This is a genomic window from Gordonia sp. G4, from assembly GCF_057770005.1.
Genome location: NZ_CM173442.1, coordinates 3,205,364 through 3,219,818 on the forward strand (window position 1 = coordinate 3,205,364; position 14,455 = coordinate 3,219,818).

Annotated in this window: 15 protein-coding genes; 12 read left to right on the plus strand and 3 right to left on the minus strand. The window is 68.5% G+C overall.

Annotated features, from left to right (window positions below; all coding sequences use genetic code 11):
• Position 1: 1 nt before the first annotated feature.
• From AC3B5T_RS14310 to AC3B5T_RS14365, 12 genes are all read left to right on the plus strand, one after another.
• Positions 2–652, plus strand: coding sequence for a GntR family transcriptional regulator (locus AC3B5T_RS14310; protein ID WP_488357612.1), 651 nt, complete (start codon positions 2–4; stop codon positions 650–652).
• A 190-nt stretch (positions 653–842) separates the two neighbouring features.
• Positions 843–2,249, plus strand: coding sequence for a sulfatase family protein (locus tag AC3B5T_RS14315; protein ID WP_055474956.1), 1,407 nt, complete (start codon positions 843–845; stop codon positions 2,247–2,249).
• A gap of 142 nt (positions 2,250–2,391) precedes the next feature.
• Positions 2,392–3,201, plus strand: coding sequence for a trehalose 2-sulfotransferase (gene stf0 / locus AC3B5T_RS14320; RefSeq protein WP_488357613.1), 810 nt, complete (start codon positions 2,392–2,394; stop codon positions 3,199–3,201).
• Entirely contained in the window at positions 3,198–4,184 is a 987-nt protein-coding gene (cysD, locus tag AC3B5T_RS14325) for a sulfate adenylyltransferase subunit CysD (RefSeq protein ID WP_488357614.1), read from the plus strand. The genes stf0 and cysD overlap by 4 nt, the downstream gene beginning before the upstream one ends.
• On the plus strand, positions 4,184–6,121 hold the full coding sequence (cysC, locus tag AC3B5T_RS14330) for an adenylyl-sulfate kinase (RefSeq protein WP_488357616.1): 1,938 nt from the start codon (positions 4,184–4,186) through the stop codon (positions 6,119–6,121). Before cysD ends, cysC begins: the two co-directional genes overlap by 1 nt.
• Positions 6,118–7,047, plus strand: coding sequence for a formylglycine-generating enzyme family protein (locus AC3B5T_RS14335; protein WP_488357619.1), 930 nt, complete (start codon positions 6,118–6,120; stop codon positions 7,045–7,047). The genes cysC and AC3B5T_RS14335 overlap by 4 nt, the downstream gene beginning before the upstream one ends.
• 234 nt (positions 7,048–7,281) lie before the next feature.
• On the plus strand, positions 7,282–8,070 hold the full coding sequence (locus AC3B5T_RS14340) for a lytic transglycosylase domain-containing protein (protein ID WP_014926039.1): 789 nt from the start codon (positions 7,282–7,284) through the stop codon (positions 8,068–8,070).
• Positions 8,071–8,255: 185 nt separating this feature from the next.
• Entirely contained in the window at positions 8,256–9,539 is a 1,284-nt protein-coding gene (eno, locus tag AC3B5T_RS14345) for a phosphopyruvate hydratase (protein WP_010841738.1), read from the plus strand.
• A gap of 12 nt (positions 9,540–9,551) precedes the next feature.
• The gene (locus AC3B5T_RS14350) at positions 9,552–10,235 is read left to right on the plus strand and encodes a septum formation initiator family protein (RefSeq protein ID WP_488357620.1); all 684 of its coding nucleotides are present in this window, start codon (positions 9,552–9,554) and stop codon (positions 10,233–10,235) included.
• Positions 10,236–10,245: 10 nt separating this feature from the next.
• Positions 10,246–10,791 (plus strand): DUF501 domain-containing protein, encoded by a 546-nt coding sequence (locus AC3B5T_RS14355; protein WP_488357621.1) that lies wholly within the window; start codon positions 10,246–10,248, stop codon positions 10,789–10,791.
• Positions 10,788–11,735 carry a Ppx/GppA phosphatase family protein gene (locus AC3B5T_RS14360; protein ID WP_014926042.1) on the plus strand — a complete coding sequence of 316 codons (948 nt, stop codon included), beginning with the start codon at positions 10,788–10,790 and terminating at the stop codon, positions 11,733–11,735. The genes AC3B5T_RS14355 and AC3B5T_RS14360 overlap by 4 nt, the downstream gene beginning before the upstream one ends.
• 30 nt (positions 11,736–11,765) lie before the next feature.
• Positions 11,766–11,942, plus strand: coding sequence for a hypothetical protein (locus AC3B5T_RS14365; protein ID WP_010841742.1), 177 nt, complete (start codon positions 11,766–11,768; stop codon positions 11,940–11,942).
• 93 nt (positions 11,943–12,035) lie between these two features.
• Here the strand turns inward: AC3B5T_RS14365 and AC3B5T_RS14370 are convergent, their stop codons facing one another.
• The 3 genes from AC3B5T_RS14370 to AC3B5T_RS14380 all read right to left on the minus strand — a co-directional run bounded on the left by AC3B5T_RS14370 (position 12,036) and on the right by AC3B5T_RS14380 (position 14,454).
• A complete protein-coding gene (locus tag AC3B5T_RS14370; protein ID WP_488357622.1) occupies positions 12,036–12,533 on the minus strand; it encodes a DUF4395 domain-containing protein in 498 nt (165 codons plus the stop codon).
• Between the two features lie 116 nt (positions 12,534–12,649).
• Positions 12,650–13,138, minus strand: coding sequence for a hypothetical protein (locus AC3B5T_RS14375; protein WP_035717111.1), 489 nt, complete (start codon positions 13,136–13,138; stop codon positions 12,650–12,652).
• A gap of 104 nt (positions 13,139–13,242) precedes the next feature.
• Complete coding sequence (locus tag AC3B5T_RS14380) at positions 13,243–14,454, minus strand: fatty acid desaturase family protein (protein WP_488357623.1); 1,212 nt, start codon at positions 14,452–14,454, stop codon at positions 13,243–13,245.
• Position 14,455: the final 1 nt, after the last annotated feature.

Consider the following 14,455-nt stretch of genomic DNA (forward strand, 5'->3'; position numbering starts at 1 on the left):
CATGACTGGAAACGGAGACGACGGCGCCCTGCTGATGCAGTCGGTCCTGCGCCGCATACGCGACGAGATCTTCGACGGCACCCTCGAACCGGGTGCGTCGCTCTCGGTTCCGGGACTGGCCGCCCGACTGGACGTGTCCCGCAGCCCGGTCCGGGAGGCGGTCCAGCAACTCGTCATGGACGGACTGGCCGTCTACACCCCGCGCGTCGGGGCGAAGGTCGCGGTCCTCGACGATGCGATGTTGCGGCACGTCTTCGAGGTCCGTGAGGTTCTCGACGGACTCGCCGCCCGCCAGGCGACGGTCCGGGTGACCCGCGCCGAGCTGGCGGACCTGTGGGAGCGCTTCGGCGAGCAGGAGCGGTTGCTCCACACCGGTCCCGATCATCGTCGCGACGCCCAACTCGATCTCGACTTCCACACCGCGGTCCGGTCGCTGTCGGGCAATGCGCCGCTGTGCGATGCCCTGCTCAAACTCGACACCCAGTCACATCTGTACCGATCCGACATGTGGTCGAACGAGGACAACCGCCGGCATGCCGTGACCGAACACCGCAGGATCGTCGCGGCGCTGGAGGCCGGCGATGCCGACGAGGCGGACCGGGCCGCGCGAGCCCACGCCGCCGGCGTGCTCGTCCGCCTGCTCCGGACGTGAGGCCGCGGTCGCCACGTCAGGTGGAGCGTGGGCGGCCCGCGCGCGAGCGGCTCATACGTCACGGGAGGTCGTCGGTGTGACTTTTGCGCACGCTGATCCGATGTCGTCCGGCCGTGCGGTGGGCGGATTGTCGGATGCAGCCCCAACGGGTGGGGACCGCGACGCGAGTCGTCTGCGTCATCATGGGTGCATGGTCACTTCCCCCGATGCCGCGCGCCGCGACAACGTGATCCTGGTGCACTGGCACGATCTCGGTCGCCATCTGCGGTGTTATGGCGCGGACGGCGTCGAGAGCCCTGTTCTCGACGACCTGGCGGCGTCCGGTATCCGATTCGCCGACGCGCACGCGACGGCACCCCTGTGCTCGCCCGCCCGCGGCTCGCTGTTCACCGGACGCTATCCACACGGCAACGGGCTCGTCGGTCTCGCCCACCACGGGTTCGAGTACTTCCCGGACGTGCAGACCCTCCCGGCGCTCCTCGCCGGCGCGGGATACCGTTCGGCGCTCTTCGGCATGCAGCACGAGAGCGCCGATCCCGGCCGGCTCGGCTTCGACTCGGTGGACGTCTCGGACTCGCGGTGCGACTACGTGGTGGACCAGTCCCAGGACTGGTTGCGGCGTCACGCCCACGACGGACGCCCGTTCTTCCTCACCGCGGGCTTCTTCGAGACGCATCGGCCCTACCCGGCCGACGAGTACAAACCCGCCGACACCAGCACGATCGCCGTACCCGGCTTCCTGCCGGACACCGACGACGTACGCGACGATCTGGCAGGCCTGCACGGATCCATCACCAAGGCCGACGCCGCCGTCGGCCGGCTGCTCGACACCGTGGCCGAACTCGGCCTCGACGACTCCACCTGGATCGTGTTCGTCACCGACCACGGCCTGGCCTTCCCGCGCGCGAAGTCGACGCTGTACGCCGAGGGCACCGGGGTCGCGCTGATCATGCGGCCGCCCACGCGGCGCGGCATCGCCCCGGCGGTCTACGACGACCTGTTCTCCGGGGTGGACCTCACGCCCACTCTGCTGGAGTTGGTGGGTCTGGACATCCCGGATGCCGTGGACGGTGACTCGCACGCCGCGGCCCTCGCGGGCGCGGCAGACTCGGCCGTCCGGACCGAGGTGTTCACCGAGAAGACCTACCACGATGCCTTCGACCCGATGCGGGCCGTGCGCACCAAGGAGTTCAGCTACATCGAGAACTACGCGGCCCGGCCGGCGTTGCTGCTGCCGCTCGACATAGCCGACAGCCTGTCCGCGCGATCGCTGGATCAGCAAGAAATACAACGGGATCGGTCTCGGGTCGAACTCTACGACCTGCGTTCCGATCCCCATGAACGCAACAATGTCGCCGACGACCCGTCCTACGCCCAGGTCCGTTCCGAGCTCGCGCGAGCGCTGGCCGACTGGCGGGTCCGCACCGGCGACGAACTGCCCGACGACGAGGCCGGAACGGCCATCGCGCAGGCCTTCATGGACGCATTCCACACCAAGGCGGCGCAGGTCGCGGCGGAGGAAGAGGCGTTGCCGTCGCGGCGTCCGCTGGGCGCTCGGCGAGAGCTGGCCGGCGACATCACGTCGGGCGAGCGCTGAGGGGCGCGGGGCGCGAAACCGTCATCTCGGACACCGCGGGCCTGCGTGCTGCACAGCGCGGTCGCAGTGTCAATGGTTTCGACCGTCGTGCGCGTAAAAGGCCAGCTTGCGGAGGTTTTTCGGCTCGCTAGACTCATCTTTCATGTCAGTGACGTCCTCATCGGGACCGGCAAACTATCTGGTGTGCGCGAGCCAGCGCAGCGGCAGCACGCTGCTGGTGGAGTCGCTCGCCGCCACCGGCGTCGCGGGTCGTCCGGAGGAGTTCTTCCAGTACTTTCCCGCCTCCTCCCAGGCGCCGCAGCCGCGTGAGTGGTTCGCCGGGGTCACCGATCCCACGATCCTCGACCTGCTCGATCCACTCGATCCGGGCGTGGTCGACACCCGTGATTCGTCGACCTGGCGGTCTGACGTCCGGGCCGCGGGACGCACCCCGAACGGTGTGTGGGGTGGCAAGCTCATGTGGAACCAGACGCCGCTGCTCGTCTCGCGCAGCCGAATCGCCTCGGGTGCGCTCCGCGATGCCGTCCGCTGGCTGTTCGACGGAGCCGACCCGCTCTACGTGCACGTCTATCGCGATGACGTTGTGCCGCAGGCGGTGTCGATGTGGCGCGCGGTGCAGACCCGCGTGTGGCGTCATGACGGCTCCGACGCCGACGAGCACGACGACGCGGTGTATCACGCAGGTGGCATCGCGCACCTCGCCGGCATCCTGATCGACCAGGAACGGCAGTGGCGCAACTGGTTTGCCACCGAGGGGATCGAACCGCTCGACATCGAGTTCCGGGACCTGGTCCACGATCCCGCGAAGGCGACGGCGCGGGTGCTGGAGAAGATCGGGCAGGATCCGGAATTGGCGCCCCCGCCGCCACTGAAACCTCAGTCCAATTCGCGGTCCAAGGAGTGGGCCCGACGTTATCGAGACGACGCCGAACGAAACGGATATCCACTGTGACCGCTGTAGACGAGAGTTCGCTCGATCAGACAACCGGCCGGGACGGGCCCGGCAACCCCGGTGGCTTCGACCATGTGACCGCCATCCGTGTGCTGGAAGCCGAAGCGGTGCACATCATCCGCGAGGTGGTCGCCGAACTGGAACGTCCGGTGCTGCTGTTCTCCGGCGGCAAGGACTCCATCGTTCTGCTCCGGCTGGCCGAGAAGGCTTTTCGGCCCGCACCGCTGCCGTTCCCGATCATGCACGTCGACACCGGACACAATTTCGACGAGGTGATCGAGTTCCGTGACCGTCGGGTCGCGCCGACCGCCGAGAACCCCGAGGGCATCGAACTCATCGTCGCCTCGGTCCAGGAGTCCATCGATTCCGGACGCATCGCCGAGTCGACCGACCCGTCGGGGTCGCGGAACCGGCTGCAGACGCGCACCCTGCTCGACGCACTCGAGGCGGGCGGGTTCGACGCCGCGTTCGGCGGTGCCCGCCGCGACGAGGAGCGTGCCCGCGCCAAAGAGCGCATCTTCAGTTTTCGCGACGAGTTCGGCCAGTGGGATCCCCGCGCACAGCGGCCCGAGCCGTGGTCGCTGTACAACGGGCGGATCCGTCGCGGGGAGTCGGTGCGCGTCTTCCCGCTCTCGAACTGGACCGAGACCGACATCTGGCGCTACATCGAGCTCGAGGACCTCGAGCTCCCGTCGATATATTTCGCCGCCGAACGGGAGGTGTTCGACCGGGACGGCATCCTGCTCTCGGTCTCAGAGCATTCCCGGCCCCGCGAGGACGACGAGGTGCGGACCGAGTGGGTGCGCTACCGCACCGTCGGCGACCTGACGATCACCGGCGCCGTCCGGTCCAGGGCGACCACGATCGCCGAGATCATCGCGGAGATCAGCGAATCCACCGTCTCCGAGCGCGGCGAGACCCGCGCCGACGACCGCACGTCCAGTGCCGCCATGGAAGACCGCAAGCGCGAAGGGTATTTCTGATGACTCTCACCTCTCCGCAGCCGGTTGTCCCCGGTGACGACAAGACCAGCACGGCCGCACGGCAATTCCTGCGCATCGCCACCGCGGGCAGCGTCGACGACGGGAAGTCCACGCTGATCGGCCGGATCCTGCACGACACGGGCAGCCTGCCGACCGATCACCTCGCCGCGGTCACCGACGGTGACGGTGACGTCGACCTCGCGGCCCTCTCCGACGGCCTGCGCGCCGAACGCGAGCAGGGCATCACGATCGACGTGGCCTACCGCTTCTTCTCCACGCCCACACGTAGCTACGTCCTTGCCGACACTCCCGGGCACGAGCGGTACACCCGCAACATGTTCACCGGGGCGTCCAATGCGCACGTCGCCATCCTGCTCGTCGACGCCCGGCACGGTCTGCTGCGGCAGACCCGGCGGCACGCGCGGATCGCCACACTCGTCGGCGTGCCGCACGTGATCGCGGCAGTCAACAAGATCGACCTCGTCGACTACTCCGAGCACCGTTTCGACGAGATCCGCGCCGATCTCGCCGAACTCGCCGTGCAACTCGGGATCGGGGAGATCCCGGCGATCCCGGTGGCCGCCAAGCACGGGGACAACGTCGTGCACCGCTCGTCGAACACACCGTGGTACTCCGGCACGACCCTGCTGGAGTACCTCGAGGACGTCGAACTGCACGCGCCCGCGCCGGTGACCGAGGAACTGCGCCTGCCGATCCAGTGGGTGTCGCGTCCTGGGGAGTCGAATCGGGCCGGGTCGGACCGGCGCACGTACACCGGCCGACTCGCCTCCGGAACCCTGCGCGTCGGTGACGAGATCGTCGTGCTGCCCTCGGGCAGTCGATCGACCGTTTCCGCGCTCGACACCCTCGACCCGTCGAGAGACGTTGCGGTGGCCCCGCTCTCGGTGGGAATCCAGATCACCGACGACATCGACATCGGACGCGGCGACATCATCGTCAGCGGTGCGCAGGGCGCGCACCTGCCGGTCCTCTCCCGCGAGATCGACGCGCACGTGTGCTGGCTGTCGAACTCTCCGCTGCGTGCCGGGGACCGCGTCGCGCTCAAACACGGCCCCGCCACGGTGCGTGCCACCGTCCAGTCCCTGGAGCGGCGTCTCGACCCGGACACCCTGATCGAGCACGTCGCGCCCGGCGAACTCGCGCTCAACGACATCGGCACCGTCACGCTGCGGACGTCGTCGGTGGTGCCGGCGGATCCCTACGCGAGCAACCGGGACACCGGGGCGTTCATCCTCATCGACGAGGCGTCCAACGACACGGTGGGCGCGGGGACGATCCTCGAGCCGCGAGAAGTCATCCCCGGCAAGGCAACCCGCAACGACATCAAGTGGCACCCGAGTTCACTGGCACGAGCCGAGCGCTGGGCGCACACCGAACAGCGCGGCGCGACGGTGTGGCTCACCGGTCTGCCGGCGTCGGGCAAGTCCACGGTAGCCGTCGCCCTCGAACGAGCCATCGTCAGCCGCGGCCGCGTCGCCTATCTCCTCGACGGCGACAACATTCGGCACGGGATCTCCGACGACCTCGGCTTCTCGGCCGGCGACCGTGCGGAGAACATCCGCCGTGTCGGACACGTCGCCCGGCTCTTCGCCGACGCAGGGGTCATCGCGATCGCGTCGATGGTCTCGCCACTGCGCTCCGACCGGGAGATCGCCCGCGAACTCCATCGCGCCGCCGACCTCGACTTCATCGAGGTCCACGTGTCGACGCCCGTCACCGAATGCGAGCGCCGCGACCCCAAGGGACTCTACGAACGCGCCCGCCGCGGCGAACTGCGCGGGCTCACCGGCATCGACGCGCCCTACGAGAGTCCCGAGAACCCCGACCTGCGATTCGACACCACCGGCGCGGACATCGACCGGCTGGCGTCGCTCATCCTCGGTGCCCTGATGGATCGCGGCATCATGGCGGGGTGAGTTGTTGTCATCCCCACCGACCCGCCCACCACGACGCGGGTGGGTCGCCTCCGCCGGCGGGCGAGCCGGCCGGCGGCGGATCCGGGCCGCACCTCGTCGAGACGGTGGACATCCCGGCCGGGGTCTTCGCGATGGGCGATGCGTTCGACGAGGGGTATCGCACCGACGGTGAGACGCCGGTGCACGAGGTCGAGCTCAGCGCGTTCTCGATCGATGCGACCACGGTGACCAACGCCGCGTTCGCATCCTTCGTCGCGGCAACCGGTCACCGGACCGACGCCGAGATCTTCGGCGGCTCCGCGGTCTTCCACGCCTACGCGACCGCGCCCGGCGAACCCGTACCGGGCACCCCGTGGTGGCTGGCCGTCGACGGTGCGTCGTGGCGTCGCCCCGCGGGTCCGGGCAGCGTCGACGGCCTGGCGGACCATCCCGTCGTCCACGTCAGTCACCGCGACGCGCAGGCCTACTGCGCGTGGGCCGGACGCGCCCTGCCGACCGAGGCCCAGTGGGAGTACGCGGCCCGGGGAGGACTGCACGGGGCGCGGTTCCCGTGGGGCGACGAGCCGCCGACCGCCGACGATCCGCGGTGCAACATCTTCCGAGGCGACTTCCCGAACGAGCCGACCGACCGGGTCGGCACCACGCCCGTGCGGATGTTCGAGCCCAACGGTCACGGTCTGTACCAATGCGCGGGCAACGTGTGGGAATGGTGCGCCGACACGTTCAGCGCCCGGTACTACCGCGTGTCCGACCGCACCGATCCGATGGGGCCGGGTCGGGGGAGCGCCCGCGTCCTCCGCGGCGGCAGCCACCTCTGCCACGACTCGTACTGCCATCGCTACCGGGTGGCCGCGCGATCGCACAACACGCCGGAATCGACCGCGAGCAACATCGGGTTCCGGACCGTGGGCCCACCGGTCGGCTGACGGCGGGGTCCGGCGCCCCGCACCAACAGGCCCGCTCGCTTCGCTCCCGGCGCCGCACACATCGGACCCGCTCGCTTCGCTCCCGGCGCCCGGGAACCGAACTCCACCGCGGTCAGTTGAGTCAGCAGACTGTGTGGTGGTTTTCGCCGGGAGCCGATCGGTTGTGCGATCGTGGTCCCCTCGGGCGGTTCCGCCCGCGAAATAACCCCCGACCGGGACAGGAGTAGGGCAGGCATGCGTGTGGAGGGCCGGGATGCGGTGCGTCGACGAGCGAGGCGGCCGAAGTCGTGGAAGAACGGCCTCGTGGCCTCGACCGTGGCGATCGCGTCGTCGGTCCTGCTCGCCGGCTGCATCGACCTGCCGTCGCTGAGCAGGCCGGACATCCCGGAGGGCATCCCGCCGGGAGCGGGAGTGCCGCAGCCCTACATCGACATCAACGCGCCCGGACGTACCGCGAACAAGATGCACGACTGGGCGGTGCCGATCTCGGAGTCCACCGGCATCCCGATCGTCTCCCTGCAGGCCTACGGCAACGCCGCCGAGATCCAGCGCCAGCAACATCCCGAGTGCGGCATCGCCTGGACGACACTGGCCGGGATCGCCGGCGTCGAGAGCAAGCACGGCCAGTACCGCGGATCGGAGGTGGCCGACAACGGAGACGTCAGCCCGCCCATCCGCGGCGCCAAACTCGACGGCACCCGCGGGAACATGGAGATCCGCGACACCGACGGCGGCGCCCTCGACGGCGACGCCACCCACGACCGCGCGATGGGGCCGTTCCAGTTCATCCCCGAGACGTGGAAGCGCTACGGAGTCGACGCCAGCGGCGACGGCGTGCCCGACCCCGACAACATCGACGACGCCGCCCTCTCTGCGGCTCGCTACCTCTGTGTCTCCTCCGGCAACGACATGACGAATCCGGAGGGGTGGGAGAAGGCCGTCCGGACCTACAACAACTCGATGGCCTACGTCCTCGACGTGCGTGACCACGCCAACGCCTACTCGATCAACGTCCGCTTCTGACCGTCGCGGGTGAACAGCTGCGCCGGTTGCGCCGACCTTGTCACGTGCGGCTTCGGCGCAGCCACTAGGCTCTTGCGTATCGGCCGGCACCAGAACCGGCCGTCGTCGGCGCAGGCGGCCCCGTCGGAGGACTCGCCTCCTGGGATATCGCCGACGAAGTAGTCCACCGAGATTGGGGTGCAACCGTGGCAATCATCGAGCAGGTAGGTGCGCGTGAGATTCTCGATTCGCGGGGCAACCCGACGGTCGAGGTCGAGGTCGTCCTGGACGACGGCACCTTCACCCGTGCCGCAGTGCCGTCCGGTGCGTCCACCGGCGAGCACGAAGCCGTGGAGCTGCGCGACGGTGGCGAACGGTACCTGGGCAAGGGCGTCACCAAGGCCGTCGAAGGTGTCCTCGGGGACCTGGCCCCGGCCGTGATCGGTATCGAGGCCGAGGAACAGCGCCTCGTCGATCAGGCGCTGCTCGACTGCGACGGCACCCCCGACAAGAGCCGGATCGGCGCCAACGCGCTGCTCGGTGTCTCCCTCGCGGTCGCCAAGGGCGCCGCCGAATCGGCCGGGCTGCCGCTGTTCCGCTACATCGGCGGACCCAACGCCCACATCCTGCCGGTGCCGATGATGAACATCATCAACGGCGGCGAGCACGCCGACAACGGCATCGACTTCCAGGAATTCATGATCGCCCCGGTCGGTGCGCCGACCTTCAAGGAAGCACTGCGCTGCGGCGCCGAGGTCTATCACGCGCTGAAGTCCGTCCTGCACAAGCAGGGCCTCAACACCGCGCTGGGCGATGAGGGCGGTTTCGCGCCGGACCTGCCCAACACCGAAGCCGCGATCGCGATCATCGGCGAGGCGGTCGGCAAGGCCGGCTACAACTTCGGCCGTGACGTCGTCATCGCGCTCGACGCCGCGTCGACCGAGTTCTTCTCCAACGGTGTGTACAAGCTCGAGGGCAAGGAGCTCGGCGCCGACGAGATGGTGTCGTTCTACGAGAAGCTCATCACCGATTTCCCGATCGTCTCGATCGAGGACGGACTCGCCGAGGACGACTGGGACGGCTGGGCCAAGCTGACCGAGTCGATCGGCGACCGGGTGCAGCTCGTCGGCGACGACCTGTTCGTGACCAACCCCGAGCGCCTCGAGGAGGGGATCTCCAAGGGCATCGCGAACGCGCTGCTGGTGAAGGTGAACCAGATCGGCACCCTGACCGAGACCCTCGACGCCGTCGCGCTGGCGCACAACAACGGCTACAAGACGATGATGAGCCACCGGTCGGGAGAGACCGAGGACACCACCATCGCCGACCTCGCGGTCGCCTGCAGCTGCGGGCAGATCAAGACCGGTGCCCCGGCCCGCTCGGAGCGCGTCGCGAAGTACAACCAGCTGCTGCGCATCGAGGAAGGACTCGGCGACGCGGCACGGTACGCGGGCGACCTCGCCTTCCCGCGATTCTCGTTTGGTTCGTGATTAGCTGTCTGCATGGCTTCGCAGCGACGTCACCGCGGTGACGGGCGTCAGCGTGGGCGCGATCGTCGGGTAGACGCGCGCTCACGCGAGCGCGCCCGTCGCACGCGGCGGCACGCTCGTCCGGCCCAGCCGGCGACGCCCGAGGACATGGTCGAGGTGGGTGGGCAGCAGCCGCCGACCGACGCGACCGGCCCGGCTGCCGCCGACGCACCGGATACCGATGTCGATGCCGGTCGGGTCGGACGCGACCGCGCGTCGCGGAACCGGCGCCGCCGTCCCGCCCGCGGCGGACTCGGTGCCCGGTTACGCGGAATCGAGATGACTCCCGCGAGTCTCGCGACGCTCGTCATCACCGTCGTCGTCGTGTGCGTCGTGGCGCTGACCCTCGCGATGCCGCTGCGGACGTATTTCAGTCAGCGGTCGGAATTCCGTCAGCTGACCGCGTCGAACGAGCAGCTACAGCGCGAGGTCGCGGACTATCAGCAGAAGGTCAACGAGCAGAACGATCCCGCCTACATCGAGGCCCAGGCGCGGACGCGTCTGCAATTCGTCAAACCAGGAGAGATCCCGCTCGTGATGTTGTTCCCCGCCGACGAGGCGCGGCGTGAGGCCGCCGAACGCGCCGAGGAGCGTGCCCGCGCGCCCTGGTACGGAAACCTCTGGGACACCTTGTCGACCCCACCCGGCGTGCAGTGAGTCCCGTCGAGTGAACACCGCCGACAGCAACGTCTCCGCGGAGGATCTCGCCACGGTCGCCGCCCAGCTCGGGCGCGAACCGCGCGGGGTCCTCGAGATCAGCTACCGCACGCCCGACGGCAAGCCCGCCGTGGTCAAGACCGCGCCCCGGCTGCCCGACGGCACGCCGTTCCCGACCCTCTACTACCTGACCGATCCGCGTCTGACCGCCGAGGCCAGTCGTCAGGAGTCGGCCGGCGTGATGAAGGGGATGACCGCGCGCCTGCACGACGACGCGCAACTCGCCGCCGCCTACCGGCGCGCGCACGAGGACTATCTCGCCGAACGCGACGCGATCGAGCCGCTCGGCACCGATTTCACCGGCGGGGGCATGCCGGACCGGGTGAAGTGCCTCCACGTCTTGATCGCGCACTCGCTGGCGAAGGGGCCCGGACTCAATCCGCTCGGTGACGAGGCGGTGGCGCTCGCGGCCGCGAACGGATTGCGCGGCAGCGCGATTCCGCAGGATTGGCCCGAGCCGGCCGAGCTGACCGAGCCCACGGGGGACGACGGATGACCGTCGTCGGAGCCGTGGACTGCGGCACCAACTCGATCCGGCTGCTCGTGGCGAAGCCGGGTCCCGACGGGCGTCTGATCGACCTCCATCGTGAGATGCGGGTCGTCCGACTGGGTTACGGGGTGGATGCGACGGGACGGTTCGCCGCGGAATCCATCGAGCGGACGCGGATCGCGCTGAGCGACTACGTCGACACGATGGAGTCGCTCGGCGTCGAGAAGGTTCGGATGGTCGCGACGTCGGCCACCCGCGACGCGTCCAACCGCGACGAGTTCTTCGCCATGACCGCCGATCTGCTCGGCTGCGTGTCCGAGGGTGCGATCGCCGAGGTCATCACCGGCGACGAGGAGGCGCGGCTGTCGTTCCGCGGCGCCGTCGGTGAATTGGATTCGGCGGACGGGCCTTTCGTGGTCACCGACCTCGGCGGCGGATCGACGGAGGTGGTCCTCGGAGATTCCGACGGCGTGACCGCCGCGTATTCGGCCGACATCGGATGTGTCCGTCTGACCGAGCGGGCGTTGCCCTCGGACCCGCCGACCCCGGCCGAACTGGCCGCCGCGACCGAGTTCGCACGCGCACGCCTTGCCGAGGCGTTCGCCGCGGTGCCGGTGGAGTCGGCCCGCACCTGGGTCGGCGTCGCCGGGACGATGACGACCCTCGCCGCGCTCGGTGCCGGTCTGCCCGAATACGACTCCGAGAAGATCCACCTGTCGACGATCTCGCTACCCGAACTCGACCGGGTCTGTCGAAACGTGATCGGCATGACACGTGCCGACCGCGCGGCCCTGGGGCCGATGCACCCCGGCCGCGTCGACGTGATCGGCGGGGGAGCCGTGGTCACCCTCGAACTCGCGAGAGTCCTGTCCGAGCGGGCCGGTATCACCGGGCTGGTCGTGAGCGAACACGACATTCTCGACGGGATCGCGTTGGGAATCCTCGACTGAGGGTCCGGTGATCCGGTTACCATGCGACACATGGCATATAACCTGCGGTGCCCCTGCGGCGAGTCCATCACGGCCCTCGAGGCCGACTTCGTGCCGGCTGTCCAGGCCCACCTCGCGGCCGAACACCCCGGGCGCGACTACAGCGAGACAGAGATCATGATGATGGCGATGACGGTCCCGGACCGATCGGTGAAGTCCGACGGCTGACTGGGTCACATCCACCACGAAGGGACATACCCACCACCAGCGAGGTGGTGGGTATGTCCATTCGTGGAGAATGTGCGGCGGAGCTGAGGCGCCCTAGGCCGCAGCCGGGGTGCGCAGCGAGATGTTGTTGCACGCCTCGCACACCGACTCCGGGATGACGCCCCGGCGCTGCAGGAATCCGAAGATCGTGCACCCCAGGCAGAAGCCGAAGACGGACTCCAGGGTCGCGGCGGCGATCAGCACGCCTGTGGTGATCTGCGCGGCCAGCCCGAAGCCGAGCAGGCTGAGTACGAACGCGGTCCCGCTCACGACGAGTCCGATGGTCTGGGCGAACCGCTTGGGCGGGCCGGGTACCAGCTTCTCTTTCCGGATGATCTTTGGCACGAGGAAACGCACCGAGAGCTGCCCGAACGGGGACAGCGTGGGGCCCGATGCCACGCGTAGGACGAAGCCGAGGGCCAGGATCCCGTAGAGCACGGGGGTGTCCACCGAGACCGCGACGATCGCGAGGGCGACGACGAGTCCCGCGGTGGCGCGTGCAGCGTAGTCGTTGACCGGGTTCGGGAACGTGAGAACAGAGCGCACCGACATCGGGCAGACAACCTCCGAGAGAGCAGGGACAACCGCCACCAACCTACGTGCGGTCGTCGTCGTGGGCAACGATTGTGCCCAGCGTGATCCGATGCGGCCCGGTCAGGGCCCTGACGTCAGGACCCTGCGGTCGGGTCCATCCGCGGTTCCGAGGCCGCGACGGTGCGGGGATCGTCGACGTCCGGCTCGTCCTTGTCGGTCTCGCCGCCGTCGGAGGCGAGTTCGGCCTCGCGGGAGACCTCGCCCTCCTGGTCGATCCCGGCCTGTTCGCCGACGTCGATGCGGTCGGGGAGTTCGTCCATGTCCACTCCGGTCACCTCTCTCGCCTGTTCGGATTCGGCAAACGGATCTGTTTCGTCGACCTCGGTGGATGCGTCCGCGAACTCGGCATCGATGATGCCGAAGGTCTCCGCCGACCCCGCGTCGGCCTTGGCCTTGCGGGCGGCCTCACGCATCTCGAACCCGTCGGTCACGATCTCACCGATCTCCCGGGTCACGCCCGCGACGGCACCGGTGATGATCGTCGCGATCCGGCCGACGTGAGTGGCCGTTGATTCGATCAATTCCTGGAACAGATCCTTGTTGCGTTCGATGCTGTCGACCATCGTCTCGGGCATCCCCTTTTGAGTCGGTTGTGGACTTACGACTGGATCGGTGTGCCCCGAGACTACCCCGGGGCACACCGATCAAACCGTCTCAGAACTGTTCGTCAGGCGACGGCACCGGGCTTCTCGCGCTCGACGATCACGGTCAGATCGTCGTCGTCGCGTGTCATCCAGTTGGGCAGCGAGAGCTTGGCGATCTTCTTCCACGTGGACGCGAGCTGATGACTGAACGACCCGGTGTTGTACGGCAGGCCGTAGCGTTCACAGATCTCGCGTACCTCGGCCGACATCTCCGGGTAGCGGCTCGCCGGGATGTCCGGGTAGAGGTGGTGTTCGATCTGATGAGACAGATTGCCGCTCATGATGTGGAACAACGGACTTCCGGTGATGTTCGCCGACCCGAGCATCTGCCGCAGGTACCACTGGCCGCGGGTCTCGTTCTGGCATTCCTCGGACGTGAAAGTCTGAGCGCCGGTGGGGAAGTGGCCGCAGAAGATGATCGAGTACGTCCAGACGTTGCGCACCAGGTTGGCGGTGGCGTTGCCGATCAGCGTGGGGACGAACAGCGGCCCGGTGAGCGCCGGGAACACGACGTAGTCCTTCAGGACCTGGCGACCGGCCTTGCGCCACATCCCCTTCACGAGTCCCTTGATGTCGCTCCACTTGCGCTTACCCTGGATGACGTTCTCGGCCTCGAGGTCATGGAGCATGACGCCCCACTCGAACAGCAGCATGAGGGCCGTCGCATAGCCGAGGTTGCCCAGGTAGTAGGGATTCCACTTCTGGTCGCGAGCCATCCGGAGGATGCCGTAGCCGATGTCGCGGTCCTCGCCGAGGATGTTCGTGAACGTGTGGTGCAGGTAGTTGTGGCTGTGCTTCCACTGGTCGGCCGGACACACGGTGTCCCACTCGAATTCGCGGGAGTTGTAGGTGTCCTCGCGCATCCAGTCGTACTGGCCGTGCATGACGTTGTGGCCGATCTCCATGTTGTCGAGGATCTTCGACACCGAGAGGGCGCCCACGGCGGCGATCCACGCCGGCGGGAAGAACCCGAGATACATGAGCGCGCGACCGCCGATCTCGAAGCCGCGCTGGGCACGGATCACCGAGTAGAGGTAATCGCGGTCCTTCTGGCCGAGGTCGGCTACGACGCGGGCACGGAGTTCGTCGAGGTCGCGTCCCAGCGACTCGACCTGCTCGTAGGACAGGATGACGGTGTTGGGGTCCTGCGCGGCGTCGTGGACGGTGGCCTCCCGCAGCGCGGGCAGATCGTCGGGGATCGTGGTCTCGATGTCACGGCTGATGTCGATGGTCATT